26 protein-coding genes and 2 pseudogenes are annotated in these 25,909 nt (G+C 66.7%); 15 read left to right on the top strand and 13 right to left on the bottom strand.

Features of this window, described 5'->3' with window-relative positions:
• Positions 1-132 precede the first annotated feature (132 nt).
• The 3 genes from VGN82_RS10310 to VGN82_RS10300 all read left to right on the top strand — a co-directional run bounded on the left by VGN82_RS10310 (position 133) and on the right by VGN82_RS10300 (position 3,590).
• Entirely contained in the window at positions 133-1,035 is a 903-nt protein-coding gene (locus tag VGN82_RS10310) for a DMT family transporter (RefSeq protein ID WP_327526912.1), read from the top strand.
• 152 nt (positions 1,036-1,187) lie between these two features.
• The gene (locus tag VGN82_RS10305) at positions 1,188-2,357 is read left to right on the top strand and encodes an acetyl-CoA acetyltransferase (protein ID WP_327526911.1); all 1,170 of its coding nucleotides are present in this window, start codon (positions 1,188-1,190) and stop codon (positions 2,355-2,357) included.
• 39 nt (positions 2,358-2,396) lie between these two features.
• A complete protein-coding gene (locus tag VGN82_RS10300; protein WP_327526910.1) occupies positions 2,397-3,590 on the top strand; it encodes an MFS transporter in 1,194 nt (397 codons plus the stop codon).
• 42 nt (positions 3,591-3,632) lie between these two features.
• Here VGN82_RS10300 and VGN82_RS10295 read toward each other — a convergent pair whose 3' ends face one another.
• Positions 3,633-3,896, bottom strand: a complete 264-nt coding sequence (locus VGN82_RS10295; protein ID WP_327526909.1) for a BolA family protein — start codon at positions 3,894-3,896, stop codon at positions 3,633-3,635.
• A 136-nt stretch (positions 3,897-4,032) separates the two neighbouring features.
• Between VGN82_RS10295 and VGN82_RS10290 the strand changes: the two genes are divergently transcribed.
• The gene (locus tag VGN82_RS10290) at positions 4,033-4,650 is read left to right on the top strand and encodes a J domain-containing protein (RefSeq protein ID WP_327526908.1); all 618 of its coding nucleotides are present in this window, start codon (positions 4,033-4,035) and stop codon (positions 4,648-4,650) included.
• Between the two features lie 29 nt (positions 4,651-4,679).
• On the opposite strand, the gene VGN82_RS10285 is transcribed toward VGN82_RS10290, so the two are convergent.
• From VGN82_RS10285 to VGN82_RS10270, 4 genes and pseudogenes are all read right to left on the bottom strand, one after another.
• Complete coding sequence (locus tag VGN82_RS10285) at positions 4,680-5,450, bottom strand: ABC transporter permease (RefSeq protein WP_327526907.1); 771 nt, start codon at positions 5,448-5,450, stop codon at positions 4,680-4,682.
• Positions 5,447-6,235 (bottom strand): ABC transporter ATP-binding protein, encoded by a 789-nt coding sequence (locus tag VGN82_RS10280; RefSeq protein ID WP_327526906.1) that lies wholly within the window; start codon positions 6,233-6,235, stop codon positions 5,447-5,449. The genes VGN82_RS10285 and VGN82_RS10280 overlap by 4 nt, the downstream gene beginning before the upstream one ends.
• A gap of 153 nt (positions 6,236-6,388) precedes the next feature.
• A complete protein-coding gene (locus tag VGN82_RS10275) occupies positions 6,389-7,447 on the bottom strand; it encodes an ABC transporter substrate-binding protein (RefSeq protein ID WP_327526905.1) in 1,059 nt (352 codons plus the stop codon).
• 184 nt (positions 7,448-7,631) lie between these two features.
• Positions 7,632-7,760, bottom strand: a pseudogene (locus VGN82_RS10270) (ArsR family transcriptional regulator); the annotation flags it as partial.
• Between the two features lie 4 nt (positions 7,761-7,764).
• On the opposite strand from VGN82_RS10270, the pseudogene VGN82_RS10265 reads away from it, so the two are divergent.
• A pseudogene (locus VGN82_RS10265) lies at positions 7,765-7,951 on the top strand (hypothetical protein); the annotation flags it as partial.
• A 104-nt stretch (positions 7,952-8,055) separates the two neighbouring features.
• Positions 8,056-8,565 (top strand): RNA pyrophosphohydrolase, encoded by a 510-nt coding sequence (locus VGN82_RS10260; RefSeq protein WP_327526904.1) that lies wholly within the window; start codon positions 8,056-8,058, stop codon positions 8,563-8,565.
• Positions 8,566-8,640: 75 nt separating this feature from the next.
• Here VGN82_RS10260 and VGN82_RS10255 read toward each other — a convergent pair whose 3' ends face one another.
• From VGN82_RS10255 to VGN82_RS10230, 6 genes are all read right to left on the bottom strand, one after another.
• Positions 8,641-9,054: a F0F1 ATP synthase subunit epsilon gene (locus tag VGN82_RS10255; RefSeq protein ID WP_327526903.1), complete on the bottom strand. Its 414-nt coding sequence runs from the start codon at positions 9,052-9,054 to the stop codon at positions 8,641-8,643.
• A gap of 116 nt (positions 9,055-9,170) precedes the next feature.
• The gene (gene atpD / locus VGN82_RS10250; protein WP_327526902.1) at positions 9,171-10,637 is read right to left on the bottom strand and encodes a F0F1 ATP synthase subunit beta; all 1,467 of its coding nucleotides are present in this window, start codon (positions 10,635-10,637) and stop codon (positions 9,171-9,173) included.
• 66 nt (positions 10,638-10,703) lie between these two features.
• Positions 10,704-11,573 (bottom strand): F0F1 ATP synthase subunit gamma, encoded by an 870-nt coding sequence (locus VGN82_RS10245; RefSeq protein ID WP_327526901.1) that lies wholly within the window; start codon positions 11,571-11,573, stop codon positions 10,704-10,706.
• A 108-nt stretch (positions 11,574-11,681) separates the two neighbouring features.
• Positions 11,682-13,214 carry a F0F1 ATP synthase subunit alpha gene (atpA, locus tag VGN82_RS10240; protein ID WP_327526900.1) on the bottom strand — a complete coding sequence of 511 codons (1,533 nt, stop codon included), beginning with the start codon at positions 13,212-13,214 and terminating at the stop codon, positions 11,682-11,684.
• A complete protein-coding gene (locus VGN82_RS10235) occupies positions 13,214-13,783 on the bottom strand; it encodes a F0F1 ATP synthase subunit delta (RefSeq protein ID WP_327526899.1) in 570 nt (189 codons plus the stop codon). The genes atpA and VGN82_RS10235 overlap by 1 nt, the downstream gene beginning before the upstream one ends.
• A 230-nt stretch (positions 13,784-14,013) precedes the next feature.
• Positions 14,014-16,197 (bottom strand): primosomal protein N', encoded by a 2,184-nt coding sequence (locus VGN82_RS10230; protein ID WP_327526898.1) that lies wholly within the window; start codon positions 16,195-16,197, stop codon positions 14,014-14,016.
• A 160-nt stretch (positions 16,198-16,357) separates the two neighbouring features.
• Here VGN82_RS10230 and VGN82_RS10225 point away from each other — a divergent pair, with 160 nt between their 5' ends.
• The 3 genes from VGN82_RS10225 to VGN82_RS10215 all read left to right on the top strand — a co-directional run bounded on the left by VGN82_RS10225 (position 16,358) and on the right by VGN82_RS10215 (position 18,368).
• Entirely contained in the window at positions 16,358-16,705 is a 348-nt protein-coding gene (locus VGN82_RS10225) for a hypothetical protein (protein ID WP_327526897.1), read from the top strand.
• 94 nt (positions 16,706-16,799) lie between these two features.
• Entirely contained in the window at positions 16,800-17,726 is a 927-nt protein-coding gene (locus VGN82_RS10220) for a tyrosine recombinase XerC (RefSeq protein ID WP_414644251.1), read from the top strand.
• Positions 17,727-17,807: 81 nt separating this feature from the next.
• Positions 17,808-18,368, top strand: a complete 561-nt coding sequence (locus VGN82_RS10215; protein WP_327526896.1) for a DUF4337 domain-containing protein — start codon at positions 17,808-17,810, stop codon at positions 18,366-18,368.
• Between the two features lie 6 nt (positions 18,369-18,374).
• On the opposite strand, the gene VGN82_RS10210 is transcribed toward VGN82_RS10215, so the two are convergent.
• Both VGN82_RS10210 and VGN82_RS10205 read right to left on the bottom strand, forming a co-directional pair.
• Positions 18,375-19,760, bottom strand: a complete 1,386-nt coding sequence (locus tag VGN82_RS10210; RefSeq protein ID WP_327526895.1) for an amidase — start codon at positions 19,758-19,760, stop codon at positions 18,375-18,377.
• 162 nt (positions 19,761-19,922) lie between these two features.
• Positions 19,923-20,678: a GntR family transcriptional regulator gene (locus VGN82_RS10205; RefSeq protein WP_327526894.1), complete on the bottom strand. Its 756-nt coding sequence runs from the start codon at positions 20,676-20,678 to the stop codon at positions 19,923-19,925.
• A 190-nt stretch (positions 20,679-20,868) separates the two neighbouring features.
• Between VGN82_RS10205 and uxaC the strand changes: the two genes are divergently transcribed.
• The 6 genes from uxaC (at position 20,869) to VGN82_RS10175 (ending at position 25,908) form a co-directional block, all read left to right on the top strand.
• Positions 20,869-22,272, top strand: a complete 1,404-nt coding sequence (gene uxaC, locus VGN82_RS10200; RefSeq protein WP_327526893.1) for a glucuronate isomerase — start codon at positions 20,869-20,871, stop codon at positions 22,270-22,272.
• Positions 22,269-23,117 (top strand): 5-dehydro-4-deoxy-D-glucuronate isomerase, encoded by an 849-nt coding sequence (kduI, locus tag VGN82_RS10195; RefSeq protein WP_414644250.1) that lies wholly within the window; start codon positions 22,269-22,271, stop codon positions 23,115-23,117. Before uxaC ends, kduI begins: the two co-directional genes overlap by 4 nt.
• Positions 23,117-23,881, top strand: coding sequence for a 2-dehydro-3-deoxy-D-gluconate 5-dehydrogenase KduD (gene kduD, locus VGN82_RS10190; protein WP_327526892.1), 765 nt, complete (start codon positions 23,117-23,119; stop codon positions 23,879-23,881). The genes kduI and kduD overlap by 1 nt, the downstream gene beginning before the upstream one ends.
• The gene (locus VGN82_RS10185; protein ID WP_327526891.1) at positions 23,878-24,219 is read left to right on the top strand and encodes a cupin domain-containing protein; all 342 of its coding nucleotides are present in this window, start codon (positions 23,878-23,880) and stop codon (positions 24,217-24,219) included. Before kduD ends, VGN82_RS10185 begins: the two co-directional genes overlap by 4 nt.
• 97 nt (positions 24,220-24,316) lie before the next feature.
• Complete coding sequence (locus tag VGN82_RS10180; RefSeq protein ID WP_414644249.1) at positions 24,317-25,297, top strand: TRAP transporter substrate-binding protein; 981 nt, start codon at positions 24,317-24,319, stop codon at positions 25,295-25,297.
• Positions 25,298-25,374: 77 nt separating this feature from the next.
• Positions 25,375-25,908 carry a TRAP transporter small permease gene (locus VGN82_RS10175; RefSeq protein ID WP_327526890.1) on the top strand — a complete coding sequence of 178 codons (534 nt, stop codon included), beginning with the start codon at positions 25,375-25,377 and terminating at the stop codon, positions 25,906-25,908.
• Position 25,909 lies beyond the last annotated feature (1 nt).

Here is a 25,909-nt window from a genome sequence, read left to right as displayed (position 1 = left end):
GACGGCCGGGCAAGGTCGGCCCGCCCACAGACGCATACCTACCCCCAGCGGAACGATTTGCCTAGTCGCGGGCAAGAGTTCACAAGCCGATGACCAGCCGAATACCGCCCTCGACCGACCGGACTTAGCCGCGTGAGCCTCGCCCTTCTCTGGATTCCCGCGACCATCGCGGCTTCGCTGCTGCAGACGGCCAGAAACCTGACACAGCGCTCGCTGACCGAGATCATCGGCGTCGTCGGTGCGACGCAGGTGCGCTTCCTCTTCGGCCTGCCCTTCGCGCTGATCTTCTTGGTCATCGTCTGCCTGGTCGCCGGGCGCCTGCCGCCGCAGATCGGGGCGGCCTCCCTCGGCTACACGATCGGCGGCGCCGTCACGCAGATCGCGGCGACGGCACTGATGCTGGCCGCGATGCGCGAGCGCTCCTTCGCCGTCACCACCGCCTATACCAAGACCGAGCCGGTACAGGTCGCGATCTTCGGCGCCCTGCTGCTGGGCGACGCGCTCACGCCCACCAAATTCGTGGCGATCCTGATTGCCACCATCGGTGTCGTGGTCGTCTCATGGAAGCCAGGCGAGAAGCTCACCCGCGCCGGCATGCGGCCTGCCGTGCTGGGCGTCGGGGCCGGCGCATTCTTCGCGCTCTCGGCCATCGGCTATCGCGGCGCAATCCAGGCGCTGCCCGAGGGCGGCTTCTTCGTCCGGGCGACCACGATCCTCGCGCTCGGCCTCTTTCTGCAGACGCTGATCCTGACGCTCTACATGCTTGTCGCCAACCGGCCAGCGCTGATGTCGAGCCTGCGCAACTGGCGCAAATCGCTCTCGGCCGGCTTCCTCGGCGCGGCAGCCTCGCAGTTCTGGTTCATCGGATTCTCGCTGACCAGCGCCGCCAATGTCCGCACGCTGGCCCTGATCGAGGTGCCGCTGGCGCAGATCGCCTCGCGCAAGATCTTTTCGGAAGGAACCAGCCGGCGCGAAATGGCGGGCATGGCGATGATCGTCGGCGGCGTCGGTCTCCTGCTGATGACGGCGCTGTAGGCGCTCGCGTTCCGCATCATGGTCCCTCTTTCCGTGCACGACCGGAATGCATGACTGCCTGCTTGCAGGCCAGCGCCCGCAGGCGCAATTAGAGGTCAAAGCCGGATAGCGTCGAAATCGGCAAAGAGCGAAATCGGTATCGGAGAAACGCCATGAGTGCTGCGATCGTCGGTTGGGCCCATACGCCGTTCGGCAAGCAGGATGCGGAAACGATCGAGAGCCTGATCGTCCGGGTCACGACCGATGCGCTGATCGATGCCGGGATCACCGCCGATCAGGTCGACGAGATCGTGCTCGGCCATTTCAACGCCGGTTTCTCTGCCCAGGATTTCACCGCCTCGCTGGTGCTGCAGGCCGATCCGGCCCTGCGCTTCAAGCCCGCAACCCGCGTCGAGAACGCCTGCGCCACCGGCTCGGCCGCGGTCCAGCAGGGCGTCCGCGCGATCAAGGCGGGCGCTGCCAAGATCGTCCTCGTCGTCGGCGTCGAGCAGATGACGACCACGCCCGGTCCCGAGATCGGCAAGAACCTGCTCAAGGCCTCCTATCTCGCAGAGGAAAGCCACACGCAGGGCGGTTTCGCCGGCGTCTTCGGCGGGATCGCGGCCGCCTACTTCCAGCGCCATGGCGACCAGTCGGACGCGCTCGCGATGATCGCGGCCAAAAACCACAAGAACGGCGTCGACAATCCCTATGCCCAGATGCGCAAGGATCTCGGCTACGCCTTCTGCCGCGAGGAGAGCGAGAAGAACCCCTATGTCGCCGGTCCGCTCAAGCGCACCGACTGCTCGCTCGTCTCGGACGGTGCCGCAGCGCTCGTGCTGGCCGACGAGGAGACCGCGCTCGGCATGCGCCGTGCCGTCGGCTTCCGCGGCATGTCGCATGTCCAGGATTACCTGCCGCTTTCGAAGCGCGACATCCTGAAGTTCGAAGGTGGCGCACTGGCCTGGCAGAAGGCCCTGGCGCAGGCCGGCGTCGCGCTCGACGATCTGTCCTTCGTCGAGACGCATGACTGCTTCACCATCGCCGAGCTGATCGAATACGAGGCGATGGGCCTGACCAAGGAAGGTGACGGCGCCCGCGCCATCAAGGAAGGCTGGACGCAGAAGGACGGCAAGCTGCCGGTCAACGTCTCCGGCGGCCTGAAGGCCAAAGGCCATCCAATCGGCGCGACCGGCGTCTCCATGCATGTGCTGAGCGCCATGCAGCTTGTCGGCGAGGCGCCGGAGGGCATGCAGCTCAAGGACGCCCGCCTCGGCGGCATCTTCAACATGGGCGGTTCGGCGGTGGCGAACTACGTCTCGGTGCTCGAGCGGATCAAGTGATCCGCTCATCCGCCTGCTTGCCAATCGGCTGATCCGCCAGTGATCGTTTTCTTCGCGCTGCTGCCAGCCTATTTCCTGTCGATCTTCTACCGCTCGTTTCTGAGCGTCATCGCCGGCCCGGTGATGACGGATCTGGCGATCGGCCCGCGCGAACTGGGGCTGCTCGGCTCGGCCTGGTTCTTCGCCTTCGCTCTGTCGCAATTCCCGATCGGCTGGGCGCTGGACCGGCTCGGCCCGCGCCGGACGGTCACGGCGGCAATGGCGATCGGCACGGTAGGCGCCTTCCTGTTCGCCAACGCCAACGGCGCCGTCGCCGGTATCTTGGCGATGGCACTGATCGGCATCGGTTGCTCACCGATCTTCATGGCGAGCCTGTTCCTGTTCGCGCGGACGGCGGAGGCCTCGCGCTTCGCCTTCCTGACCTCGGTCTTCATCGGGCTGGGTTCGCTCGGCAACATCGTCGGAGCCGCGCCGCTCGCCATTGCCGCCGCGCATTATGGCTGGCGACCGTCGATGCTGGTGATGGCCGGCTGTTTTCTCGTCGCCACCGCCCTGGCCGGGTTGCTGATCCACGATCCACCACGTGCCGAAAGCGCGTCCGGCAAGGCCGAGGGCCTGATCGCCGGCCTCGCCAGCATCCTGAAGCTGCGCCCGCTCTGGCTGCTCGCGCCGATCACGCTCACCGGCTACGCTATCCTCGCGACGGCGCGCGGATTGTGGGTCGCGCCCTTCATGATCGATGTGCACGGTCTCGATGCCGTCACTGCGGGTCATGCCGCCACAGCGATGGCGCTGACCATGGTGGTCGGCGCCTTCATCTATGGCGGGCTGGAAAAGGCGATGCGGCGAACCAAGCCGCTGGTGTTCTGGGGCACGGTCGCCACCGCGGCAGCCTTCGCGCTGCTCGCAGCGGCCGGCGCCTCCTCGGCCATCGTTGCGACGGCGCTCTTCGCACTGATCGGCGCGATCGGCTTCACCTACGCCATCCTGATGGCGCATGCGCGGCTGTTCTTTCCGGCCCATCTCATCGGGCGCGGCATGACGGCCGTGAACTTCCTGTTCATTTCCGGCGCCGCGCTGGCTCAGTCGGGCTCGGGCTGGTTCATCGCGGGCCAGCGCGCAGCAGGGCTGGACGCCGCCACGACCTTCGCCCATCTGCACTGGGCCTTCGCCGGGCTGCTGCTGGCCTCGGCGGCGATCTACGCCTTCACGCCCGAGCGGCCGAAGGCCTAGGGACAGGATCGCCGGTCAACCCCGCTGTCCCTGCCGTCGGTCTTACCGCTCGCCAGGCGCCCTCGCGACGATCGCCAGCGCATGCACGCGCTCCGCCAGCTCCTGTGCCAGCGCGGTATTGACAAGGCGGTGGCGCTCGAGCCGGCTCTTGCCGGCGAAGGCCTCCGACACAATATCCACCCTGAAATGGGTTTCGCCGCCTTCGCGCCAGCCGCCATGGCCGTGATGCTGGTGCGACTCGTCGATCACGTTCAGGCGCTCCGGTGAGAGCGCCTGTTCCAGTTTGTTGGTGATCCGTTCAGCCATTCCGGTCATGATCGCGCCACCGTTCTGAATGATCCGTCACAAGGCCCTCGGTGAGGGCCGACTCGCGCCGCGCGGAGGCGATGCGTGCCGCATCGCACTTGCCGGTTCCGATCCCGCGTTTCATAACCATTCGATCATGAACTTCAACTCGCGCCTGTTCGACAGCATCAGGATCGGCCCTTCCGAAGCGGTGGAGGCCGAGGAATCCGACGCGCCGCGCTGCGACCACCCCGGCTGTAAGCGGGCCGGCGAGTTCCGCGCACCGCAGGGCCGTGGCCGCGAGGGCAAGTTCTTTCGGTTCTGCTTGGAGCATGTGAAGGCCTACAACGCGACCTACAACTATTTCGCCGGGATGAACGACGATGCCCTGGCCGAATACGCCAAGGACGCGGCGATCGGCCACCGGCCGACCTGGAAGCTCGGCGTCAATTCCAAGGCGGCGCGGATGGCGCAGCGGGGCCGCGTGGCGGGCGGCGGCGAGCAGGCGGACGTGCAAGACGCCTTCAACATCTTCGGCGCCAGGCGTGCCCAGCAGGCGGCGCAGCCGGAGCCTCGCGTCGGCGTCCTCGCCCGCAAGGCGCTCGATACCCTCGGCCTTGACGAGAATGCCGACGCCGCCGCGATCAAGTCCCGCTACAAGGAGCTGGTGAAGCGCTTTCACCCCGATGCGAATGGTGGCGATCGCTCGCGCGAGGGCACGCTGCAGGAAATCCTCAAAGCCTATCAGCAGCTGAAGAGCACCGGCATGGTCTGATCGGGCCGGGCAGTCCCGCCCGGCCTGATTCAAGCATTCCCCATCTGCGAGCGCTTGGCCCAGCCGGTCATCCGGCTCTCGACGATGTCGACGATCGCGACCAGGAAGACGCCGAGCACAGCAAGCACGATCAGCGCCGCGAAGATCAGCGGCACGTTGAAATCAGCCGAAGCGCGGGTGATCAGGTTGCCGAGCCCGAGATTCGACGCGTTCTGCTCACCTATCACCGAGCCGACATAGGCCAGCGTGATCGAGACCTTTAGCGCTCCGAACAGATAGGGCAGCGAGCGCGGAATGCCGACCTTGGTCATGATGTCCAGGCGGCTCGCGCCCAGCGCCTTGAGCACATCCTCGGTCTCCGGCTCGATCGTGGCCAAGCCCGTCGCAACATTGACGACGATCGGGAAGAACGAGATCACGAAGGCGGTCAACACCGGCGGCAGCCAGCCGACGCCGAACCAGATCACCAGGATCGGCACCACCGCGACCTTCGGGATCGAGTTGAAGCCGACGAGAAGCGGGTTCAACCCGGCATGAAGCAGCTTCGACGAGCCGACGAGCAGCCCGAGCGCCACCCCGAAGACGATCGACAGCCCGAAGCCGAGCGAAGTCATCCAGAGCGTGTGGAAGGCATTGGTGTAGAGCGGCTTCTGGTACTGGACCAGCGCGGCCCAGATCGCCGAGGGCGGCGGCAGGATGAAGGCCGAGATCGAGAAAGCCCGGCAGACGAGTTCCCAGATCGCGAAGAACCCAAAGGTGAAGAGGTAGGGTGCGAGCTTGAGCCAGGTCGAGCGCTTCATGCCACGGCCCTCGCCTCGCGGATATGGCCGCGCAGTTCGTGGACGATCTCGGCGAATTCCGGCGTGTAGGTGAGGTCGAGATCGCGCGGCCGGGCAAAGCCGATCTCGCGCTCGGCGATGATCCGGCCCGGCCGTGCCGACATGCAGAACACCCGGTCCGCCAGGAACACCGCCTCTCGCAGGTCATGGGTAACGAGGATGACGGTGATCCCGCGCTGCGCATGCAGATCGCGGATCACGCACCAGAGTTCCTCGCGCGTGAAGGCGTCGAGCGCCCCGAACGGCTCGTCCAGCATCAGCAGCTTCGGCTCGTGGATCAGCGAACGGCAAAGCGAGGCGCGCTGCTGCATGCCGCCGGAGAGCTGCCACGGGAACTTCGAGCCCATGCCCTTGAGACCGACCGTCTCCAGCAGCCTCTCGGCGCGGGCGACATAGTCGGCCTTGTTCCCCCGCAGGCGCGAGCGGTGCGGCTGGACGATCTCGAGCGGTAGCAGCAGGTTCTGCAGCGTCGTCCGCCAGGGCAGCATCACCGGGTTCTGGAAGGCCATGCCGGTGATCTTGATCGGCTCGGCAACCTCGCGTCCGTCGACGATCACGGTGCCGGATTTCGGCCGCTGCAAGCCGGTGGCGAGCTTCATCATCGTCGACTTGCCGCAGCCGGACGGTCCGACGATCGCCGCGAACTCGCCCTCGCGGATTTTCAGTGACAGTCCGGCAACGGCAGGCGCGCCCTCGCCGCCGCCATAAACATGAGTGACATCGTGGAGTTCGACGAAGGCGGTCAAGAAATCCCTTTCACAAGCGCAAAGCCGTCATCCTGGGCTTCACGCGGCCAAGTCCCGGGATCCATCGCAGGGCGTAGCACCCTTCGATGGAGCCCGGAACTGCGCCGCTTCGCGGCTTGTCCAGGATGACGTCCTGCAATCGGAGAAAATGCCTCAGAATACCCGCTCGCCTTGCGCCGGCAGGAAGGCGTCGGTGAAGGCATCGCCCGCCTTGGCCTTGTCCTTGAAGGTGAAGGTCAGCGCGATCTGGTCGAGCGCGCGATCCCAGCGGATCTTGTCGATGCCGCCGAAGCCGTTGGCCTTGACCCAGGGCACCATGACGTTCTGCTCGAGCGTCATCTTCAGGCGCTCAAGCTCGACTTCGACCTTGGCGACGTCATTGCGCTTGATCACGAGCTGGGCACCCAGCTCCGGGTTGGCGACGGTATCCTTGACGCCCTTGGTGATCGCCCGCAGCAGGCCGCGCACCGCCTCCGGCTTCTCTGCCGCGAATTTCGGCGAGACCATCACGACGTTGCCGTAGAGCTCGACCCCGTAGTCGGACATCAGCATGGTGACGATGTCGTCGACCGGCACGCCGCGCGACTTCAGGTTGATATAGGAGGAGTTGGCGAAGCCGAACACGGCATCGACCTCGCCCGAGGCCAGCATCGGCTCGCGCACCGGGAAGCCGACATTCTCCAGCCGGATCTTGCTGTCGTCGAGCTTGTTGACAGTCTTGAAGATCGGCCACTGCGCGAAGGCGGCGTCGGCCGCGGGCGCGCCGAACTTCTTGCCCTCCAGGCTCTTCACATCGGCCGAGATGCCGCGGCTCTTGCGGCCCACGATCGCGAAGGGCGGCTTGTCGTAGACCATCATCACGGCCTTGAGATCGACCGTCGGATTCTCGTCGCGGAAGCGGATCAGCGAGTTCACGTCGCCGAAGCCGACATCATAGGTGCCCGACGCGACACGCGGGATCGCCTCGCGCGATCCGTTGCCGGTGTCGATGGTGACGTCCAGGCCTTCGGCTTTGAAGTAGCCCTTCTCGATCGCCATCAGGAACAGGGCGGCCGGCCCTTCGAAGCGCCAGTCGAGCGTGAAACGCACCGGTGTCTGCGCCTGCGCCGACTGGCCGGACAGGCAGGCCGCGGCGAGCGCGGATACCGCCGCGACGCTCAGGACCGCACGTCGCGACAGGGACGCAACAAGGGCAGGCAGCACGCTGGACATCTCTGGCTCCGGACGAACGAAAGGGGACGGGAAGGCTTCGAAAATCGCGCTCTGCTCAGCAATCTCCGTGCCGGGCAGCCGCAGCTTTCAGACTGGCGGAACCGCGCGGTAGGTCAAGCCGAAAGCACCACGCAGAAGCCAAAATTGCATAAATTTTGAGCAAGGACATCCGGCGAGCGGCGGCTCAGAGGGGGAGCGCCACGTCGGCCTTGACCTCTTCCATCACGGCATAGGGGCGCGTCTCCCGCACCGCCGGCAGCACCGGCAAAACCTCGCCGAGAAAGCGACCATAGGCGGTCGTGTCTGCGACGCGGGGCTACGTCAACCCCAACATCATCGGCGCGGTCGTCGGCGTGCAACCCTTCGGCGGCCACGGCCTTTCCGGGACCGGACCCAAGGCTGGCGGCCGGAATTACCTGACGCGCTTCGCCACCGACCAGACGGAGACGATCAACACGGCGGGCGGCGGGCGGCAATGCCGGCCTGATCGCGATGGGTGAGTGAAGCGCGTTGCCGTCATGCTCGGGCTTGACCCGAGCATGACGTGACGAGAAGACACTGGTCTCCGAGATGGTCGAGTCATGCCCGACCATGGCGAGCGATGTGGAATGACCCAGACCAGCCTCCCCTACCGCCCCAATGTCGGCATCGCCCTTTTCAACCAGCAGGGGCACGTCTTCGCCGGCCGTTCGCACAGCGCGGGCCCGGAGATCATACTCCCCGGTTTCGATTGGCAGATGCCGCAGGGCGGCATCGATCCGAATGAGGACATCGTCGCGGCGGCCCGCCGCGAACTCGCCGAAGAAACCGGCGTGACGAGCGCGGAACTGCTCGCCGCGACGCCGGAATGGTGGGCTTACGACTTCCCCGGCTATTCCGGCCCGGCGCACAAGCTCACCGCCTTCCGCGGCCAGCGCCAGCGCTGGGTGGCCTTCCGCTTTACCGGCACCGAGGCCGAATTCGACATCACCCAGCCGAATGGGGACGAGCCGGCCGAGTTCTCCGAATGGGCCTGGCTGCCGCTGGCAGAGATGCCCGGCCGCGTCGTGCCATTCAAGCGGCCGGTCTATGAGAAGGTCGCGGCGGCCTTCGCCGCGTTCGCCGTCCCGACCAGCTGATCCTCACTCTCGACACAACTAAAAAGGGCCGCTTGCGCGGCCCCTTGTCGTCTCCTGTCTCGGCGCGAGGCCGTTTCAGGCCGCCTTGCGGTTCGCGAAGACGTGCTTGAACTCCTGCAGCTGCACGAGGGTGTCGTGCAGGCGCTTCTTCTCGTCCTCGTCATGCGAGCCGGCGAGCTTGGTCTCGGCGGTCAGGATTTCCTGATCGAGAATCTCGGTGTCGACATCCTCGATGAAGCGGCCCTGCTCGGCCAGAATCGTCGTCGCGGCATGGTTGATCTCGACGAGACCGCCATTGACGAAGAATTCCTTGCCGTTGCTGTCCGTGGTCTGGACGAAGACGATGCCCGCCTTCAGCGTCGCGACGAGCGGCGCATGACCGGCCAGCACGGTCATCTCGCCCTCGATCGACGGAACGATGACGCTGATGACGTCGCCGGAAAACAGGATGCGCTCAGGCGAGACGAGCTCGAACTTGAAGGTGGCCATCGTATCATTCTCCCCGGTTCGTCATGGTCGGGCTAGCCCCGACCATCTCGGAAACCAGTTTCTTCTGGTCGTGAGATCCTCGGGCCTGAGCCCGAGAATGACGCGTTCGGATGGCCTCAGGCCGCTTCGGCGGCCAGGCGCTGGGCCTTCTCGATGGCTTCCTCGATCGAGCCGACCATATAGAAGGCCGCCTCCGGGAGGTGGTCGTACTTGCCTTCGACCAGACCCTTGAAGCCCTTGATCGTGTCCTCGAGCGCGACGAGCTTGCCCGGCGAGCCGGTGAAGACTTCGGCGACGAAGAAGGGCTGCGACAGGAAGCGCTCGATCTTGCGGGCGCGGGCCACCGTCAGCTTGTCCTCTTCCGAAAGCTCGTCCATGCCCAGGATCGCGATGATGTCCTGCAGGGCCTTGTAGCGCTGGAGGATCTGCTGGACCTGACGGGCGATCGCGTAGTGCTCCTCGCCGACGATGTCGGCCGACAGCATGCGCGAGGTCGAGTCGAGCGGGTCGACCGCCGGGTAAATGCCCTTTTCAGCGATCGAACGCGAAAGCACCGTCGTGGCGTCCAGGTGGGCGAAGGAGGTCGCGGGCGCCGGGTCGGTCAGGTCGTCGGCGGGCACGTAGATCGCCTGCACCGAGGTGATCGAGCCCTTATTGGTGGTGGTGATGCGCTCCTGCAGGTTGCCCATGTCGGTCGCCAGCGTCGGCTGGTAACCCACCGCCGAGGGGATGCGGCCGAGCAGCGCGGACACTTCCGAGCCGGCCTGCGTGAAGCGGAAGATGTTGTCGACGAAGAACAGCACGTCCTGGCCCTTGTCGCGGAAATCTTCCGCGACGGTGAGGCCGGACAGCGCGACGCGCATGCGGGCGCCCGGCGGCTCGTTCATCTGGCCATAGACGAGAGCGCACTTGGAACCCTCGCCGCCGCCCTTCTTGTTCACGCCCGACTCGATCATCTCGTGATAGAGGTCGTTACCCTCGCGGGTGCGCTCGCCGACGCCGGCGAACACGGAATAACCACCATGGGCCTTCGCGACGTTGTTAATCAGCTCCATGATCAGCACGGTCTTGCCGACGCCGGCGCCGCCGAACAGGCCGATCTTGCCGCCCTTGGCGTAGGGCGCCAGCAGATCGACGACCTTGATGCCGGTGACGAGGATCTGCGCCTCGGTCGCCTGGTCGGCATAGGACGGGGCCGGCTGATGGATGCCGCGGGTGTTGGTGGTCAGGATCGGACCGGCCTCGTCGACCGGTTCGCCGATGACGTTCATGATGCGGCCGAGGCACTCGTCGCCGACGGGAACCGCGATCGGGGCGCCGGTGTCGGTGACCGACTGGCCACGGACGAGACCTTCCGTCGAGTCCATCGCGATCGTGCGGACCGTGTTCTCACCCAGATGCTGGGCGACCTCGAGCACGAGGCGGTTGCCGAGATTGTTGGTCTCGAGCGCGTTCAGGATCTCCGGCAGCGCGCCTTCGAACTGCACGTCGACGACGGCGCCGATGACCTGGGCGACCTTGCCGGTGCCGGTGTTGGCGGGCTTCTCGGCGGCGGCAGACTTCTTCGTAGCGGCTTTGGCCATGGTGATAACCTCGGATTCGCGTTCAGCGTGTCGGATGGCCGGCGCGCCGGCCTTGAATTCAGGCGGTTAGAGCGCTTCCGCGCCGGAGATGATCTCGATCAGTTCCTTCGTGATCATCGCCTGGCGCGAGCGGTTATAGAGCTGCGTCTGCTTCTTGATCATCTCGCCGGCATTGCGCGTCGCGGAGTCCATCGCGGACATGCGCGCCCCCTGTTCGGAGGCGGCGTTCTCGAGCAGCGCGCGCAGCACCTGGACGGTCAGGTTGCGCGGCAGCAGCGTCTCGAGGATCTCGCTCTCGTCCGGCTCGTAGTCGTAGACCGCGTCGGTCTTCGGCACATCGGCCGGGATCTCGGCCGGGATGATGCGCTGCGCGGTCGGGATCTGCGCAATGACCGACTTGAACTTCGAGAAGAACAGCGTCGCGACATCGAACTCGCCTGCAGCGAAGCGCGCCAGGATGTTCTGGGCGATCGTCTCGGCATTGGCATAGCCGATCTGCTTGAAGGCGCGCAGGTCGATCAGCTCGATGATATCCTTCTCGAACTGCCGCTTCAGCAGGTCGTAGCCCTTCTTGCCGACGCAGATGATCTTGACCGTCTTGCCGTCGGCCTTCAGCGCATTCGCCTTGTCGCGGGCGAGGCGCGCGATCGACGAGTTGAAGGCGCCGCAGAGGCCACGCTCGGCCGTGCAGACGACCAGGAGATGCACCTTGTCGGAACCCGTGCCCGAGATCAGCCGCGGAGCGCTCGACCCCGTGACGCCAGAGGCAAGATTCGCCAGCACCGTCTCCATGCGCTCGGCATAGGGGCGCGCGGCCTCGGCCGCGGCCTGCGCCCGGCGCAGCTTGGCGGCCGCGACCATCTGCATGGCCTTGGTGATCTTCTGCGTCGCCTTCACCGAAGCGATGCGGTTACGTAGGTCCTTCAATGAAGGCATCTGGTCTTCAATCCCCTACCCGTCGTTGCGAGGAACGCAGCGACGAAGCAATCCAGAAGGGCGGGCGCAGCGAGGCTGGATTGCTTCGCTGCGCTTGGCTCATGACGATCAGGCGAAGGACTTCGCGTAATCGGAGACGATATCCTTCAGCTTCGCGGCATTCGCGTCCGAAAGATCCTTCGACGAGCCGATCTCGTTCAGCAGGTCGGCGTGCTTGCCGCGCACCAGCGCGAGCAGCCCGTCCTCGAAGGCGCGGACCTTGTTGACCGGCAGCGGATCGAGATAGCCGTTGACGCCGGCATAGATCACGACCGTCTGCTCTTCCATCTTCAGCGGCGAGAACTGCGCCTGCTTCAGGAGCTCGGTCAGGCGGGCACCGCGGTTGAGCAGGCGCTGCGTGACGGCGTCGAGGTCCGAGCCGAACTGGGCGAAGGCGGCCATCTCGCGATACTGGGCGAGCTCGCCCTTGATCTTGCCCGCGACCTTCTTGGTCGCCTTGGTCTGCGCCGAGGAGCCGACGCGCGACACCGAAAGGCCGACGTTCACCGCCGGGCGGATGCCCTGGTAGAACAGGTCGGTCTCGAGGAAGATCTGGCCGTCGGTGATCGAGATCACGTTGGTCGGGATGTAGGCCGAGACGTCGTTCGCCTGGGTCTCGATGACCGGCAGCGCCGTCAGCGAGCCGAGACCGGCCTCCTCGCCCATCTTCGCCGCGCGCTCGAGCAGGCGGGAGTGGAGATAGAACACGTCGCCCGGATAGGCCTCGCGGCCCGGCGGGCGGCGCAGCAGCAGCGACATCTGGCGGTAGGCAACGGCCTGCTTCGACAGATCGTCATAGATGATCACGGCGTGCATGCCGTTGTCGCGGAAGAACTCGCCCATGGCGCAGCCGGCGAAGGGCGCCAGGAACTGCATCGGGGCGGCGTCCGAGGCGGTGGCCGCCACGACGATCGAGTACTCCAGGGCACCACGCTCCTCGAGCACCTTCACGAACTGGGCGACGGTCGAGCGCTTCTGGCCGACGGCGACGTAGACGCAGTAGAGCTTCTGGCTCTCGGGAGCGCCTTCGCCGTTCAGCGACTTCTGGTTCAGGATGGTGTCGAGCGCGACGGCGGTCTTGCCGGTCTGACGGTCGCCGATGATCAGCTCGCGCTGGCCGCGGCCGATCGGGATCAGGGCGTCGATCGCCTTGAGGCCGGTCGCCATCGGCTCATGCACCGACTTGCGCGGGATGATGCCGGGCGCCTTGACGTCGACGCGGGCGCGCTTGGCGGCCTTGATCGGGCCCTTGCCGTCGATCGGGTTGCCGAGCGCGTCGACGACGCGGCCGAGCAGTTCCTTGCCGACCGGCACGTCGACGATCGCGCCGGTGCGCTTGACCGTCTGGCCTTCCTTGATCTCGCGGTCGGAACCGAAGATCACGACGCCGACATTGTCGCTCTCGAGGTTGAGCGCCATGCCGCGCACGCCGCTCTCGAACTCGACCATCTCACCGGCCTGGACCTGGTCGAGACCGTAGACGCGGGCGATGCCGTCGCCGACGGAGAGAACCTGGCCAACCTCGGTGACGGAGGCTTCGGACCCAAAGTTCGAGATCTGGGCCTTCAGGATCGCGGAGATTTCAGCGGGGCGGATTTCCATCAGCCGACCTCTTTCATGGCAAGACGAATTGAATTGAGCTTGGTTTTCAGCGAGGCATCGACCATGCGGGAACCCATCTTCACGACGAGCCCGCCGATCAGAGCCGGATCGATCTTGATCGCGACATCGACATCCTTGCCCGCGACGGCGGCGAGCGCAGCGCGGATTTCCTCGACGCGCTTGGCCGCAGGCGCCTCCGCCAGCGTGACCTCGGCGCTGACGATGCCCTTGGCCTCGGCGACGAGGGCCTTGTAGGCAGCGATCATGCCCGGCAGCGCGAAGAGACGACGCTTGCTGGCGACGAGGCCGATGAAGTTGGCGGCAATGCCGGAGACGCCGGCCTTGGCGAGAACCGCCTTGATCGCCGCCGTCTGCTCCTCGGCCGAGAAGGCGGGGCTTTCGACGAGGCGGCGCAGATCCTCGCTCTCGGCGAGCATCCCGGAAAAGCTGTCGAGTTCAGCGGAGACGGCGTCGATGGCGTTGGCCTCGCCGGCCAGTTCGAAAAGGGCCGTGGCGTAGCGTCCGGCTACGCCCGAAACCAGTGATCCTTGCGATCCGCCTTCAGCCACGCGTCACGTCTCTCGTTTCATAGGACTGCTCCCGGCGACCTTCTCGCGAAGGTGGAGTGCGATGTCCTGGCGCTGCGATGTATCATGGACGAGAACCCGGCAAGACGGCTTCGCGACCTAAATGTGGCGGTGCACTAGCATGTGCTTTTGGGGCGCGCAATCCGTTGATGGCGATCCCGGGCGCGGTTTTGCCCGTCCTTTCAGGCTTTCCAAGGAAGGCTCGAGGCCCTCTACAGAAAGCTCTGCGGGTCTACGTCGACCGCGACGCGCACCGAGCCCTTCGGCTTGCCGGCGCGCATCAGCCAGGCGCGCAGATAGTCCTGCAGGTTCACGTCCCTCGCGGTTTTGACGATCAAACGCATCCGATGGCGCCCGCGCAGGACCGCAAGCGGCGCTTCCGCCGGTCCGAGCACGCTGATTCCGTCGGGCGCGTCGGCGCAGCGCGCCAGCGCTCGGGCATGCGCCTCAGCCTCGGCCTGGCTGTTGGCGGAGACGATCAGACCGGCGAGGCGGCCGAAGGGCGGCAGGCCGGCAGCCTCGCGCGACGCCTCCTCTGCGGCATAAAACCGCTCCGGGTCTCCCGAGACGAGCGCCTTGAGTACCGGGTGGGAAGGGTCATGCGTTTGAAGCAGGGCGCGGCCCGGCTTCTCGCCGCGCCCCGCACGGCCGGTGACCTGCCGCAACACCTGGAAGGTGCGCTCGGCCGCGCGCGGATCGCCCGAGGTCAGGCCGAGATCGGCGTCGATCACGCCGACCAGCGTCATGCCGGGGAAGTTGTGCCCCTTGGCGACGAGCTGCGTGCCGATGACGATGTCGAACTCGCCTTCGGCCACCGACATCAACTCCGCCTTCAGCCGCTCGGTCCCGCCAGGGAAGTCGCTCGACAAAACGATGCCGCGCGCCTGTGGAAACAGCGTCGCGACCTCCTCCGCCAATCGCTCGACACCAGGGCCGCAGGCGGTGAGGCTCTCCTGCGCATGGCATTGCGGGCATTCATGCGGCCGGCGTTCGACATGGCCGCAATGATGGCAGACCAGAGCGCGCCGGAAGCGATGATCGACCAGCCAGGTCGAGCAGTTCGGGCATTGGAAGCGATGCCCGCAATCGCGACACAGCGTCAGCGGCGCGTAGCCGCGGCGGTTGAGGAACAGCAGCGATTGCTCGCCCGCCTCCAGATTGTTCGCGATCGCCTTGGCGAGCGTATCAGAGACCCAGCGCCCGCGCGGCGGCTTGTCCTGGCGCAGATCGACCAGGCCCAGCGTCGGCAGACTGCGCCCGCCGAACCGCTCCGGCAGCTTGAGATGGGTGTAGCGCCCGCGCTCGGCATTGACGCGCGTCTCCAAAGAAGGCGTCGCCGAGGTCAGGATCACCGGTGCGTTCTCGATGCGTCCGCGCACCACCGCCATGTCGCGGGCATGGTAGGCGACGCCATCCTCCTGCTTGTAGGCCGCCTCGTGCTCCTCATCGACCACGATCAGGCCGAGATCGCGGTAGGGCAGGAACAGCGCCGAGCGCGCCCCAGCGACAACCCGCGCCTCGCCGCTGGCGATCGCCGCCTGCAGGCGCTCGCGCTTGCGCCCCGTCACCGCCGAATGCCAGAGCCCCGGCCGGACACCGAAGCGCGCCTCGAAGCGATCGATGAACTGTGCCGTCAGCGCGATCTCGGGCATCAGGATCAGGCTCTGGCGTCCGAGCCGGATCGCCTCAGCCACCGCCTCGAAATAAACCTCCGTCTTGCCGGAGCCGGTGACGCCCTCGAGCAGCGTCACGCCATAGCCTGCTGCCCGGACCGAGGCGACGAGCGCCGTCGCCGCTGCCGCCTGTCCCTCGGACAGAGCGGGCTTCGCATGCTCCGGATCGGGCATCGCCGCGACAGCCTCGCGCGGCAACGGCTCGACAGCGAAGGTCCCGGCATCGACGAGGGAGTCGATCACCGCAGCACTGACCGAAGCGGTTTCGGCCAGCGCGCCCTTGGCGATCAGAAGGCCGCCCTCCGCCGCCGCGATGGCCCGGGCGCGAGCTGGCGTCATTCGAGCCGGGGGAGCCCCGACCAGCCGCACGCCGAGCTTTGGCCGCTCCGGCGTGTCGTCCGGCGGGCGTCGCAGCGCCAGCGCCAGAACCGAGCCTTTCGGCGCCAGCGTGTACCAGGCGACCCAGTCGACGAGCTTCATCAGCGCCGGGTCGAGCGCCGGCATGTCAAGCTTGCCGATGACCTTCCTGAGGTTGCCACCGCGTCCGGAACTGGCCTCCCAAACCACGCCGACGGTCTCGCGCGGGCCGAGCGGCACCTGCACGACATCGCCGGGCCTGAGCACGAGCCCGGCGGGAACCGCATAGCTGTAGGCCTGGTCGAGCCCGAGCGGGATCAGCACATCGACCGTGCCGCCTTCCGCCATCTGCTCCGCATCGCTCATGCGCCGTTGGGTAGCGGGTTGCGCCAAAAGCGACAACTGCCGCCTTGGCCGGTCGCTGCCTTGGCCATCCGTTGCCTTGGTCAGCAGTTGCCTTGGCATTGCCGCGATCGCCTGATCACTACCCTCGCGACGCACCAGCCACCGACGAACCCAGCCAGCCATGAAGACGCCCCGCCGACTGCTCGCACCCGCCTTCGCCCTTGGCATCGCCACAGCCACAAGCGGGACCGTCCACGCGCAGCCCGTCGCGCCGGAGAACTGGCCAGCGGTCAAATGCGAGCGCTACACCAAGGCATGGGGCGAGGCGCTGGCAAAGTTCGGCCGCAAGGGCCTCGGCCAGCCCTTCATCGAGGCACACGAGGCCTTCCTGTCCTCCGGCTGCAGCATCAAGGGCGAGGTCTGCCCGCGCAGCAAGGAGGAGCTCGACCTCGCCAACGTCATGGTCATCCTCGGCATGAACCAGGGCATGGCGAGCACCTTCATGCCCTTCGCCTGCCGCAAGGCATAAGGGCTCGTGAGCCGATCGTCATTCGCACGGCGTTAAGGCGGAGCCGTCATGCTCGGCCTCGACCCGAGCATGACGGCCAAGGGCAAGCGCATCCGTGACCGATCTCGACACCCTGATTCGCGACTGGCTCGGCCATCTCGCCCATGAACGCCGGCTCTCGCCCAAGACGCTCGAGGCTTATGGCCGCGATCTGCGCCAGTTCACCGGCTTCCTCGCGGAGCATCTCGGCGGCGAGCCCTCGCTCGCCGACATCGGCGCGCTGAAGCCCGCGGATCTGCGCGCCTTTCTCGGCCGCCGTCGCCGCGACGGCGTCGGCAACCGCACATTGATGCGCCAGCTCGCCGCACTGCGCTCGCTCGCCCGCTTCGGCGAGCGCACCGGCAAATTCAAGGCCGCCGCCTTCGCCGCGACGCGCGGCCCGCGCATCGGAAAGTCGCTGCCGCGCCCTCTGGAGGCACGCGCCGCCAAGGCCGTGACTCAGGCCGATACAAGGGCCGGCGAGGAGCGCGAGCAATGGATTCTCGCGCGCGACGCGGCCGTGCTCGCTTTGCTCTATGGCTGCGGCCTGCGCATCTCCGAGGCTCTGTCGCTTACCCGAGCCCAGGCCCCGACCAGCGCGGGCGACACGCTCACCGTCATCGGCAAGGGCAACAAGACCCGCATGGTTCCGGTCCTGCCGGTCGTCGTCGCCACCATCGCCGAGTACCTTTCGCTCTGCCCCTGGAGTCTCCCGCCCGATGGGCCGCTCTTCCTCGGCGCCAAGGGCGGGCCGCTGTCGCCGCGCATCATCCAGCTCGCGGTCGAGGGCCTGCGCGGTGCGCTCGGCCTGCCCTCCTCGGCAACGCCTCATTCGCTGCGCCATTCCTTCGCGACGCATTTGCTCGGGCGCGGCGGCGATCTGCGCGCCATCCAGGAACTGCTCGGCCACGCCTCGCTCTCGACGACGCAGATCTATACGCGCATCGACTCTGTGCGGCTGATGGCGGCCTATGACGCCGCCCACCCCCGCGCTGGACGCTGATCCGCGAGAGCCCATCGCCCCGCCTTTATCGCCGAAGTGCCATGCACTATGGACGCTGGACATCGGGGGATGGAGTGATTCGTGTCGGGCCATATCGAGCCGCCTGAAGGCGGGAACAAGAAGATCGCGCTGCTGATCGCGGTGCTGGCGCTGATGCTGGCCTTGGCCGAAATCGGCGGGAAGCAGGCCCAGAACGAGGCCATCGCCAAGAATATCGACGCATCCAACCTCTGGTCGTTCTTCCAGGCCAAGACCATCCGCGGCACCGTTGTCAGGACGGCGGCCGAAGCCATGGAAGTGGATCTCGCCGGAACGACCGACACGGCCATGCGTGAGCGCCTGCAGAAGCGCGTCGATAGCTGGAAGGCGACCGTCGCGCGCTACGAATCCGAGCCCGAGACCAATGAGGGCCGCAAGGAACTCATGGCCCGCGCCAAGAGGACCGAGCAGGAACGCGACGACTACAAGGCCAAGGACGAGAATTTCGAGGTCGCCTCCGGCCTGCTCCAGATCGCCATCGTCGTCGCCTCGGCCTCGATCATCACCGGCGTCGGCATGCTCGCCTTTGTCGCGGGCGGCCTCGGCGGGCTCTCGCTGGTCTTCATGGGGCTGGCCCTCTTCGCCCCGCACCTGCTGTTCTGAAGCGGATCAGGCCGGCCGCGGGAAATCCGGCAGCGGCTGGCGCAGCCTTTCCCAGGCGCGGGCCATGCGCAACACGCCGAGATCGTCGAAGCGCCGGCCGGTGATCTGCAGCCCGATCGGCAGTCCTGCCGCCGTCATTGCGGCCGGCACGGCGATCGAAGGCTGGTCCGACATGTTGGCCGGCAGCGTGAAGACGATGTGCTCGAAGGGGCGGTCGGGATCATGGATCGGTGAAGCCAGCTCGGCCGCATAGCTCGGCACGGGCGCGACCGGCGAGAGCACGAAGTCGAACGGCGCGCTCTGCTTCAGCGCGGCATCCTTGATCGCCAGCATCTGGCTCATGCCGCGATAGACGCGCTCGCCGGACAAAGCCTCGCCCCGCTTGGCCCATTCGAAGATGTAAGGCAGCACAATCGCCTGCTTGTCCGGCCCGAGCGCGCCGATATCGGCCCAGGCGCGCTGGCTCCAGAAGTCGTCGAGGCCGTCCAGCATGGCGCGCGTCATGAACGCCGGCGCTTCCTCGACGATCGCACCCGCGGCCGCGAAAGCCTTGGCGGCGGCCTCCACCGCGGCCTTCGTCTCGGGCTCGACCGGAAGGCCGATGCCGGGATCGAACTGGAGGCCGAGACGCAAGCCCGTCAGATCCATATCGAGTGACAGCCAGTCGATCTCCTGCGGCGGCAGGCTCATGCCGTCGCGCGCGTCGGGCCTTGAAATCTCGCGCATCATCAACGCCGCATCCGCGACGGTGCGGGTCATCGGCCCGGCGACACGGCCGTAATAGCTCGGATCGATCGGCACCCGGCCGAAACTGGGCTTCAGGCCGACCAGGCCGCACCAGCCAGCCGGCAGGCGGATCGAGCCGCCGATATCGGTGCCGACATGCAAGGGGCCGTAGCCGGCAGCCCCTGCCGCGCCCGCCCCTGCCGACGAGCCACCCGGGTTCTTCGACAGGTCCCAGGGGTTGCGGGCCAGTTCATGGAAACTCGACAGGCCCGACGAGAGCATGCCGTAATCCGGCATCGTCGTCTTGGCGAGCATGACGAAGCCCGCCTCGCGCAACCTTGCCGCGACCGGTGCGTCCTCCTGCATCGGTGCGAGATCGCGCGCAGCCGTGCCGATCGGCATCGGCGTGCCCTTCGTCGCAATGTTCTCCTTGATCGTACCGGGCACGCCGTCCAGCGGCAGCGCCTCGCCCCTCATCCAGCGCGCCTCAGACGCCTTGGCCTCCGCGAGCGCCGCCTCCGGCTGATAGGCATAGAGCGCCTTGATCTGCGGCTCGCAGGCCTCGATCCGGGCGATCACCGCTGCTGCAGCCTCGACCGGCGACAGCGCCCTGGAGCGATAGGCCTCGAGCAGTTCGGTGGCGCTGAGATCGGCGGGAGAGGTCATCGGCAATCGTCCTCGTCAGGCATGGCGCAGCGTGGCATGGATTGATGCCACGGCTGATCTGAAACGGCATGGCCGCCGGGCGCAACCCGCGCTGGCTTCTGTCGCATCGCCGGGCAAGCAAGCTCCGCGCCTGCCGTGCCCCTGGGCCGAGAATCGCCTCGCTCAGACGAAATAGTCTGGATGCTGCTCCTTCAGATGCAGCAGGTCGGGCAGCAGCGTGCCCAGATGTCTGCGCATCGCAACCTCCGCCTCAGGTCCGTCATGCCGGCGGATCGCATCGACGATCGACAGATGCTCGCGGATCACCATCGCCATCCGCCCCGGCACCGGCAGGGTCATGCGCCGGCAGCGGTCGATCTGACTCTTGGCGGCGTGTGCGATCTTCCAGATGCCAGGATAACCGGCGCTCATGGCGAGGGTCTCATGGAAGGCCTCGTCGGCGAGATGGAACCCCTCCTGGTCGCCCCGCTCCAACGCGTCACGCTGACGTGTGATCGTCGCGTCCAGCAGGGCGACGGCCTGCTCCGTCCCGGTCCGCGCCACCAGCTCGACGGTCGCGCATTCCAGCGCCTGCCGGATGAAGACGGCCTCGGGGATCGCCTCGGTCGGAATCCGCGCCACAAAGGTGCCGGCCTGCGGAAAGATCTCGACGAGACCTTCCTCCTTGAGGCGGATCAGGGCTTCGCGCACCGGCGTGCGGCTGATACCGAAGCGCGCGGTCAGTTCCTTCTCGACCAGCGCCGCTCCCGGCACGATCTCCATCGCGAGGATCGCGCGCCGGAGCTCGTCCTGCACCATCGACGCCGCGGTCGCCCGACCGGACGGCACGGCACCCGAGGGCTGGCGGCGACGCTCGCGGCGCGGGCTCTCATAGTCAGGATCCTGGCTCGCATCCTGGGGCATCGTGATCTGCGACATCGCCTCGCCTTGTGCCTCGCCCCCGCGCCTCCACGCAAGCCGGAGGCCGCTATCGCGACCCGACTCTGCGCCCTTTTGCGGATAGCACGGGCCGGTTTGACATACTAGTATATTAGTATATTGACCCGCCACCCCGACGGCGCCTATGGTCCGCCCAAGCTGCCAAGCGCCACACAAGAGTGCCGGTCCGATGTTGCTTCACGACGATCGCCTGTTTCCCGCAGACCCCGTGACGCGCGGCATCGCGCGCCGGCTCTACGCGACGATTCGCGATCTTCCGATCATCTCGCCGCATGGCCACACCGACCCGCGCTGGTTCGCCGAGGACCAGCCCTTCCCCGATCCCGCGACGCTCTTCGTCAAGCCGGACCACTACATCTTCCGGATGCTCTATTCGCAGGGCGTGAAGCTCGAGCAGCTCGGCATCCCCCGCAAGGATGGCGCCCCGGTCGAAAGCGACCCGCGTGCTGTCTGGCGCCTCTTCGCCAAGCATTGGTACCTGTTCCGCGGCACGCCCACCCGGCTCTGGTTCGAGCACTCGCTCTCCTCGGTCTTCGGCATCAACGAGCGGCTCTCGCCCGAAAACGCCGACCGCATCTACGACCGCATCGCCGAGAAGCTGGACGAGCCGGAACTCCGTCCTCGCGCCCTGTTCGAGCGCTTCAAGATCGAGGCGATCTCGACCACAGAGGGCGCACTCGACGATCTGAAATGGCATGACATGATCAAGGCCTCGGGCTGGGGCGGCAAGGTCGTCACCGCCTATCGCCCGGACAGCGTTGTCGATCCGGAATTCGAGGGTTTTGCCGGCAATCTCGAGCAGTTCGGCGCGCTCACGGGCGAGGACACGACGAGCTGGACTGGCTACCTCGCCGCCCACCGTCAGCGCCGCGACTATTTCCGCGAGCGCGGCGCCACCTCCTCCGACCATGGCCACGCCACCGCCCGCACCGCGAACCTCTCGAAGGCGGAGGCCGAGGCGCTCTTCGCCAAGGTCGTCGCCGGCCCAGTCTCGCCCGAGGAGGCCGATCTCTTCCGCGGCCAGATGCTGACCGAGATGGCGAAGATGAGCCTCGACGACGGGCTGGTCCTGCAGATCCATCCGGGCTCCTCGCGCAACCACAACGCGTCGCTGTTCGCGGATTTCGGGCGCGACATGGGCGCCGACATCCCGCGCCAGACCGACTATGTGGCGGCGCTGAAGCCGCTGCTCGATGCCGTCGGCAACGAGCCGAACCTGACCGTCATCGCCTTCACCCTCGACGAGACCAGCTATTCGCGCGAGCTCGCGCCCCTCGCCGGCCATTACCCCGCGCTGAAGCTCGGACCGGGCTGGTGGTTCCTCGATGCGCCCGAGGCGATGCTGCGCTTCCGCGAACTGACGACCGAGACCGCCGGCTTCTATAACACCGTCGGCTTCAACGACGACACCCGTGCCTATCTCTCGATTCCTGCGCGCCATGACGTCGCCCGCCGCTGCGACTGCACCTACCTCGCCAAGCTCGTCGCCGAACACCGGCTCGACGAAGACGAGGCTGCCGAGGTCGCCCATGACCTCGCCTATCGACTGGCCAAGGAGGCCTACCGCCTGTGACTGCCACCGGGACCATCGACGAACGCCAGGCCGCCCATCCGCGCGACGTGAAGGCTTACGACACGCAAGGGCTGCGCAATGATTTCCTGATCGAGCGGATCTTCGTCCCGGGCGAGGTCACGCTGACCTACAGCCATTACGACCGCATGATCGTCGGCGGCGCGACGCCGACGGCGCAGCCGCTGAAGCTCGAGCCCTACGCGCCGACCGGCACGCCGTTCTTCCTGGCGCGGCGCGAGCTCGGGGTCATCAACATCGGCGGCACTGGAACCGTGACCGTCGATGGCAAGGTCTTCGACCTGCCGAGCCTCGACGCGCTCTATGTCGGCCTCGGCGCCAAGGAGGTCTCCTTCGCCAGTGCGGACGCCGCCAATCCGGCCAAGTTCTATCTGACCAGCGCGCCGGCCCATCGCGAGGCGCCGCACCAGCTCATCCGCCAGTCCGACGCCAACACGCTGCATCTCGGCTCCACCGAGACCTCCAACAAGCGCACCATCCGGCAATACGTCATGCCGAACACGACCGGCACCAACCAACTGGTCATGGGCATGACCGCGCTGGAACCCGGCTCGGTCTGGAACTCGATGCCCTGCCACACGCATACGCGGCGGATGGAGGCCTATCTCTACTTCAACCTCGACCCTGCCCACCGCGTCTTCCACTTCATGGGCGAGCCGACCCAGACCCGCCACATCCTCGTCGCCAACGAGCAGGCGGTGATCTCGCCGAACTGGTCGATCCATTGCGGCTGCGGCACCTCGAACTACGCCTTCGTCTGGGCCATGGCCGGCGACAATGTCGAGTTCACCGACATGGACGCAGCCCCCGTGGAGACGCTGCGCTGATGGCGGCGACCTCGCCCTTCGACCTGACGGGCCGCACGGCGCTGGTGACCGGCGCCAATACCGGCATCGGCCAGGGCATTGCACTCGCGCTGGCTCAGGCCGGGGCGACCGTCGTCGCCGCCGGGCGCTCGGACATGAGCGAGACGCTGTCGCTGATCAAGGAGGCCGGTGGCAGCGCCTACGCGCTCAAGGTCGATCTGCAGCAGCAGGGCATCGCGCCGCGCGTGATTGCCGAGGCGAGCGAGCTCACCGGCCCGCTCGACATCCTCGTCAACAATGCCGGCATCATTCGCCGCGCCGATGCGCTCGACTTCAGCGAGAGCGACTGGGACGAGGTGATGAACGTCAACCTCAAGGCGAATTTCTTCCTCGCCCAGGCCTTCGCCAAGGCGGCTGTGGAAGCGGGGCGCGGCGCCCGCATCGTCAACATCGCCTCGCTGCTCTCCTTCCAGGGCGGCATCCGCGTCGCCTCCTATACGGCGAGCAAGAGCGGCCTCGCCGGGCTGACCAAGCTCCTCGCCTGCGAATGGGCGGCGAAGGGCATCAACGTCAACGCGATCGCGCCGGGCTACATCGAGAGCAACAACACCGAAGCGCTGCGCGCCGACCCCGACCGCAACGCCGCCATACTCGGACGCATCCCGGCCGGGCGCTGGGGCAAACCGTCCGACATCGGCGGCGCGGCGGTGTTCCTCGCAAGCGACGCCGCCGCCTACATGCACGGCGCCGTCATCCCCGTCGACGGAGGCTGGCTCGCGCGATGACTGACCGTCTCGACTCCTTCTTCCAGCATGAGGCCGAGATCGCCTGGGAGCCGACCGAACCCGGCGTGAAGCGCAAGATCATGGCCTATGGCTCCGATCTGATGGTCGTGCGCGTGATCTTCGAAGCGGGCGCTGTCGGCAAGCCGCACCAGCATCCACACCGCCAGGCCTCCTATGTCGAGAGCGGCGTCTTCGACGTCACCATCGACGGCCGGACCGAGCGGCTCGTCGCCGGCGACACCTTCTTCGTGCCGGCCGACCTCGTCCACGGCGTCACCGCGGTCGAGGCCGGACAGCTCATCGATTCCTTCACGCCGATGCGGAAGGAGTTTCTCTGAGACCGCCCTGCCGGCCACCGCCGGCATGGCTCCCATCACGGGACAAGAACGACCGGAAAAACCCGGCGCCATCATGAAACGGGAGAGGACAACCACCATGCTCACCAAACGCATGTTCAGCGCGCTCGCGGGTGCGGCCATCTTCGCGGCCGTCGCCACCGGCGCGAGCGCCCAGACCACGCTGCGCTCCACCGACATCCATCCGACCGACTATCCGACCGTCGAGGCCGTCCGCTACATCAGCAAGCTGCTGGAAGAGCGCACCAAGGGCCGCATCAAGATCAACGTCTTCCACTCGGCCCAGCTCGGCAACGAGAAGGACACGATCGAGCAGACCCGCTTCGGCGTGATCGACCTGAACCGCATCAACATGGCGCCGTTCAACAACCTGATCCCGGCGACCAACGTACCCTCGTTGCCCTTCATCTTCCGCTCGGTCGAGCACATGCGGAAGGTCATGGACGGCCCGATCGGCGACGGCATCCTGAAGGAGTTCGAGAAGCACGACCTGATCGGCCTCGCCTTCTACGATTCCGGCTCGCGCTCCTTCTACAACGGCAAGCGCCCGATCACCTCGCCGGCCGACATGAAGGGCATGAAGATCCGCGTTCAGCAGTCGGACATGTTCGTAGCGCTCGTCTCGGCGCTCGGCGCCAACGCCACCCCGATGGCCTTCGGCGAAGTCTACTCGGCGCTGCAGACCGGCGTCATCGACGGAGCCGAGAACAACTGGCCGTCCTACGAGTCGACCAAGCACTACGAGGTCTCGAAGTTCTACTCGGAGACCGAGCACTCGCTGTCGCCGGAGGTGCTGGTCATGTCCAAGCGCAGCTTCGACAAGCTCTCCAAGGAAGACCAGGAGATCATGAAGGCGGCTGCCAAGGAATCCGTCGTCAAGATGCGCGAGCTCTGGGACGCCCGCGAGAAGGCCTCGGAAGCCAAGGTGAAGGCCGGCGGCGCCGTGATCAACAAGGTCGAGAAGCAGCCCTTCATCGACGCAATGAAGCCCGTCTACGACAAGTTCGTCACGGACGCCGCCCTCAAGGACCTCGTCGCCAAGATCCAGGCGGTCAAGTGATCCGACTCATCTGATCCCGGGCGGCGGCCTTCTCCGCCGCCCGTTTTCGTTTCCAGCCCGAACCTCAGGACATCTCCATGACCGGTGTTGCCCGGATGCTCACGCGCATCAATGCGCGCCTCAGCCTGATCGCCCTGCTGGCGGCGGGCCTGGGCCTGATCGCCATGACGGCGATCGTCGCCTGGACCGTGTTCGGGCGCTACGTCCTGAACGCCACCCCGACCTGGGGCGAGCCGGCCTCCCTGTTCCTGATGCTCTGGTTCATCCTGCTCGGTGGCTCCGTCGGCGTCCGCGAGCTCGACCACATGGGCTTCGATGTCGGGCTGCACTACCTGCGCGGCAGGACGAAGACCGCGCTCATCGCGGCGAACGAGATCCTCGTCGCACTCTTCGCCTTCGCGATGGTCTGGTACGGCACCGAACTCGCCGCCAAGGTCTGGAGCGACCGGCTGCCGATGATCGGCATCTCCAAGGGCTGGGACTATGTCCCGATCATCGCCGGCGGCGGGCTGATCGCGCTGTTCTCGATCGAGAAGCTGCTGCTGCTGGCGACGGGCGAGGAACTCGCGCCCATGCCGCTGAACGCCAACGGTCTCGGCGGGGAAGCCTGAG

The organism is Allobosea sp. (assembly GCF_035999205.1).
Taxonomy (GTDB): Bacteria; Pseudomonadota; Alphaproteobacteria; order Rhizobiales; family Beijerinckiaceae; genus Allobosea.
This window is presented reverse-complemented; position numbering and strand designations above follow the sequence as displayed.